Source organism: Candidatus Margulisiibacteriota bacterium, from assembly GCA_031268855.1.
Classification (GTDB): domain Bacteria; phylum Margulisbacteria; class Termititenacia; order Termititenacales; family Termititenacaceae; genus Termititenax.
The window spans coordinates 1-4,745 of record JAIRWS010000126.1 but is presented as its reverse complement, the minus strand read 5'-3'; the positions used below and the strand labels follow the sequence as shown (position 1 = coordinate 4,745).

General features: G+C 47.6%; 6 protein-coding genes. 3 read left to right on the top strand and 3 right to left on the bottom strand.

Annotated features, from left to right (window positions below; translation table 11 throughout):
* Together LBJ25_07380 and polA are read left to right on the top strand one after the other, a co-directional pair.
* A partial coding sequence (locus LBJ25_07380) for a hypothetical protein (GenBank protein ID MDR1453775.1) occupies positions 1–184 on the top strand: 184 nt, incomplete at its 5' end.
* Positions 185–188: 4 nt separating this feature from the next.
* A complete protein-coding gene (gene polA, locus LBJ25_07375; protein ID MDR1453774.1) occupies positions 189–2,495 on the top strand; it encodes a DNA polymerase I in 2,307 nt (768 codons plus the stop codon).
* 8 nt (positions 2,496–2,503) lie between these two features.
* Here the strand turns inward: polA and LBJ25_07370 are convergent, their stop codons facing one another.
* Positions 2,504–2,776 (bottom strand): helix-turn-helix transcriptional regulator, encoded by a 273-nt coding sequence (locus LBJ25_07370; GenBank protein ID MDR1453773.1) that lies wholly within the window; start codon positions 2,774–2,776, stop codon positions 2,504–2,506.
* A gap of 127 nt (positions 2,777–2,903) precedes the next feature.
* Here LBJ25_07370 and LBJ25_07365 point away from each other — a divergent pair, with 127 nt between their 5' ends.
* Positions 2,904–3,776 (top strand): hypothetical protein, encoded by an 873-nt coding sequence (locus LBJ25_07365; protein ID MDR1453772.1) that lies wholly within the window; start codon positions 2,904–2,906, stop codon positions 3,774–3,776.
* 138 nt (positions 3,777–3,914) lie between these two features.
* Here the strand turns inward: LBJ25_07365 and LBJ25_07360 are convergent, their stop codons facing one another.
* Positions 3,915–4,427, bottom strand: a complete 513-nt coding sequence (locus LBJ25_07360; protein ID MDR1453771.1) for a hypothetical protein — start codon at positions 4,425–4,427, stop codon at positions 3,915–3,917.
* Between the two features lie 37 nt (positions 4,428–4,464).
* Positions 4,465–4,745, bottom strand: a 281-nt coding sequence (locus LBJ25_07355; GenBank protein ID MDR1453770.1) for a hypothetical protein, incomplete at its 5' end; no start/stop codon positions are given.

Sequence of the window (4,745 nt, the reverse complement as noted above, 5' to 3'; positions counted from 1 at the left end):
TAACGCAAAGAAATTGCCACACCCGGATACCAGAAAGGGATTTGCCGGATTTTTTCTTTTAAGCCAGAAAATAATTTTTTTTGCATACTTTAGAATAAATACCCAGCATTTGCGAAAATATGCCCGGATTTTGCGCCGCGGTTTTTATTTTGCCGAAACGCCGGACGGCGTTGTGTTAGAATGACTGCATGACGCGGATGGAATTATATTTAATCGACGGCCACGCGCTGGCTTATCGTTCTTTTTTTGCGCTGCCGGTTTCAATGATGACGACCAGCGGCCAGACCACCAACGCGATTTACGGTTTTTGCAAAACGCTTTTTAGTTTGCTGGAGGAGAAAAAACCTGATGCCATCGCGGTGGCTTTTGATCTGCCGCAGCCGACTTTTCGGCATAAACTGTACAAAGAATACAAGGCCCAGCGCCCGCCCGCGCCGGATGAGTTTCGTTCGCAGGTGCCGCTGCTCAAGAAAATTATCCGGCAGGCCAATATTCCGATCTTTGAGCTGGCTGGCTTTGAGGCTGACGATATTCTGGGCACGGTGGCCGCACAAGCGGCGCGCGCTGGCTATGACGTGCGGATCTTGACCGGTGACAAAGACTGTATGCAGCTGGTCAATGAACAGATCCATTTGCTGATGCCGCAAAAAGGCACATCCACGCTGAAGGAAATAGACACGGCGGCTATTGGCGAGCGTTACGGCGGCTTGCGGCCGGCGCAGATCATTGACCTCAAAGCCTTGATGGGCGATCCCTCGGACAATATTCCGGGCGTGCCGGGTATCGGCGAAAAAACCGCCGTCGCGCTTTTGCAGGAATACGGCGCTGTCGAAAATCTTAAAAAAAATATAGAGAGCCTAAAAAAACAAGCGGTCAAAACTAAAATTGCTGCCAATTTGGCAAGTTTGGATTTGAGTTATCAATTGGCGACGATCGATACCAAAGTGCCGGGAAAATTTGATTTAGAATCGGGCAAGATCGCCAATGTCGCTGTGGCCAAAGCCGCGCCGCTGCTGAAGGAGCTGCAGCTGGCGTCATTGGTGAAAAAATACGATGCCGCTCCGGTAGAAACGTTGCATGCAGCGTCTCTACCGGAGCAGACCGATTTGTTCAGCGAGATAACCGCGCCGCAGCTGGATCCGCAAAAAGCTCTGGCCGCGCGTTTGATGAAATATCTTTTGCACCCCGAGCGCGCGATACTGCCGGAGGACATTAATCAAAACGATATTGATGAACTGCCGGAATACACGCGGTTGCTCAAAGAGCAGGATTTATCTGAATTGTATGAGGAGATCGAGCTGCCGCTGGCCGGCGTGCTGGCCGGGATGCAAGAGCAGGGCGTGAAGATCGACACGACTTTTTTGGCGAAAATGTCCAGAGAGCTATCTGCGTTGATTAAAGATTTGGCGAAAAAGATTTTTGCGGCCGCCGGACAGGAATTTAATCTCAATTCGCCGAAACAGCTTGGCGAGGTCTTTTTTGAAAAACTCAAAATGCCGGTTATTAAAAAAACAAAAACCGGCTACTCCACGGACGCGGTGGTGCTGGAGGAGCTGGCCTATGATTTTGTTATTGCGCGGCAACTGCTGGAATACCGCCAGTTGGCCAAATTGAAATCCACTTATGTGGACGCCCTGCCGCTGCTGGTTGACCAGCAGGACGGCAAGCTGCACACGAGTTTTAATCAAACCGTCACAGCGACCGGCCGCTTGTCCAGTTCGGAGCCCAATTTACAAAATATTCCCATCCGCACCGCGGCCGGAAAAAAAATTCGGCAGGCTTTTATTCCCGAAAAGACAGGCCATGTTTTGCTCTCCGCGGATTATTCGCAGATCGAGCTGCGTATTTTGGCGCATTACGCTGATGAAAAAAATTTGCAGGAGGCTTTTGCGCGGGGGCTGGATATTCACCAGTCCACGGCGGCTAGAGTTTTCGGCGTGCCGCTGGACAAAGTGACCCAGGAGCAGCGCTCGCGGGCCAAAGCGGTGAATTTTGGCATTGCTTACGGCATGTCGGCGCGGCGGCTGGCGCGCAATGTCGGTATTCCGCAGAACGAGGCGCAGCAATTCATCGACAATTATTTTGCCATGTACCCGGGTATTAAAAAATATATTGACGACACCATCGCGCTGGCGCACAAGCAGGGCTTTGTTACAACTCTGCTGGGCCGCCGCCGGCATTTTCCTGAATTGAGAACCGGAAATAAACAGGTGGTCGCCATGGCCGAGCGCGCCGCGATCAATATGCCGATACAGGGCACTTCGGCGGATTTGATCAAGATCGCCATGCTGCGTACCGCGCGCGCGCTGAAAGAAAAAAAGTTTAAGGCCAAAATGATTCTGCAGGTGCATGATGAATTGGTCTTTGACCTGCCGGAGTCCGAAGCGGCGGAAGTCGAGGTTTTAGTCCATGAAATAATGATCTCGGTGTATGAGCTTAAAGTGCCTCTCGCGGTAAATACAGCTATTGGTAAAAATTGGTTAGAGGCTAAATGATAAAACTTTTAAAATTCCAGAAGTTCGTTTACCCGGAGTCCTAGAATTTTTGCGATTTTTAAAACAGTCAAAAGCGAGAGTTTAGCGGTGCCCCGCGAGATCCTGTAATAATGAAAAATGCCGATGTTTAATTCATTGGCAAAATCTTCTTTGGTTAAATTTTTGGCCGCGCGGATGTTTTCCAGTTTGCCGCCTAATTGCGCGAATTCGGGGCAGACCACAGTGGAATACAGTTTAGCCCAATCCCGGTCTGGCTGGGATTTTCTGGCCTTTTTTCGCATTTTTTTAATAATAAACCGCCTCATTTCAAGTGTTTTTCAGATTAGTTTTTTACGGGTTGACTTTTAATACATCATGTGGTAAATTATTACATCAAGTGGTAATAAGCGATTTCAAGGGGGTATCTTTATGACAAACGCAGGCAATTATACCGACACGACGGATACGGATTTCAAAGCGGTGAGTTATAATATCGATGAGGGCCAAAAGCTTTCGGCTGAGGGTATGCGGGCGGCTTTGCACACCAGAGAAAATGTGGCGAATAAGCAGGTCTCTTCAACGGATAACACGGTGGATACTTTGACCGCTAATTCCAGTGACAGTTATTACCCGTCAGCTAAACTGGCCGGGAAAAATCTCGACGCGCTGAGGAATGGCAAGCAGGATAAGATCGCCGCCGGCATAGCCAAAAATATCGTGGCTTATTCCGGGACGGCTGGGACATTTGGCGCATTGACCAGAACCACGACCGTAGAGAGCGCGGCGAACGCCAGCGAGGACAAGATACCCACAGAAAAAGCGCTGGCCACTGCTTTGAGCGGAATAGAACTACCCACTGGCACGATAATAGTTATGCATAATAAGACTTATTACAACACCTCCGACGCCGCATTCAGAGCCAAATGGAAAATATGCGACGGCAATAATGGCACACCGAATCTGACTAACTTATTCCTGCGCGGCATGCCTGATGGCGGGACGGATGCGATTGGCGGCGACAGCGTGACACTAACGGCCAGCAACTTGCCGGGGCATGCACATACGGTTAATGATCCTGGACATAGCCATAAACTAAGATACTATAGTGGTACTACTTCAGCTAATTCCGGAAATGATACAAATAATGCCTCTAACGGCGTATATAAATATAGCTCTAACCTTGCTGGTGTTGATACATCGATAACAAACATTACTGTCACTGGCGGCGGCGGCAGTCCGCAGACGGCCGTTCCCATTGTGCCAAAATATTTTGCGGTCATCTATGTGATGAAAGTCAACTGACGTGCTTTGTCAACACATTAGCCATCTCGTTAAGTAGCGCAACCCAATATATATTGACATTTACTCCTTAGGGGGTAGAATATTATTAACGACGGAGGAAAGAGCGTCTTGGACGTAAAGGTTGAGGGTTGGCTAAGGCTAATGTACATCGACTGCTTTTCTCCGTCCATTTTTTATATACAGAGTTTTTGGCCTTAATACCCGATTCTTTTTACCACCCACAGTTTCAAGATAGTAATACTCGTGGTCTATTTTTTTCTTGTAAATCAATATTTTTCGTTCATCTGATTTTGATGTGTTTTTGCTTAACTCTACATCATCATAATTTTTGGTTATTTCTGGAATTAACTTTAGATCATCGTTTGTAATCGCAATTTGCCCCATAGGAATTTCCTTTTTAGGGTCGCCGTGGTCAAGATATATATGCCGAAAATCTGTATTTGTTATTTGGTGTTCAAAACCCTCAACATCTAGCCCGGTTTTTTCTTTGATTTTTGCCGCCTCCTCTTTGTCCACTTTTCGATATGATTTCTCGTCTAATTTGTCTAATCCTTTGTTGTTTTTTGCATCCTCAAACATTCTGTCTGCGGCTTCTACAAAATCTTTATCCAAACGGCTAATAATTTCTTGCTTTTGCTTTTTAGCATCCATGCTTGACGTATTTCCGATTTCTTTTCTTTGTCTGATTTTATACCACCAAAACCATTTCCGCTAGACGTGAACTTCCCATCCTCATCTCGCGGGTGTTCCATTTCCTTAAAATCGCCAGAGTTTTTTTTGTCTCACAAAATAATTTTAAGACGCGCCCTCTTTTTACCTGCGCGGAATTCGTATGCTCGATCTGAATCGTTTTATTCGCGCCAGTCTGATCCGGTTGGTCTCCGTCTGGCAAAGCGTCGCTCCTCGTCAACACATTGGCTGGCGACCACGCGCATGATCCTTGGCGCGCGCAGAAGTCCTGCCAGTCAA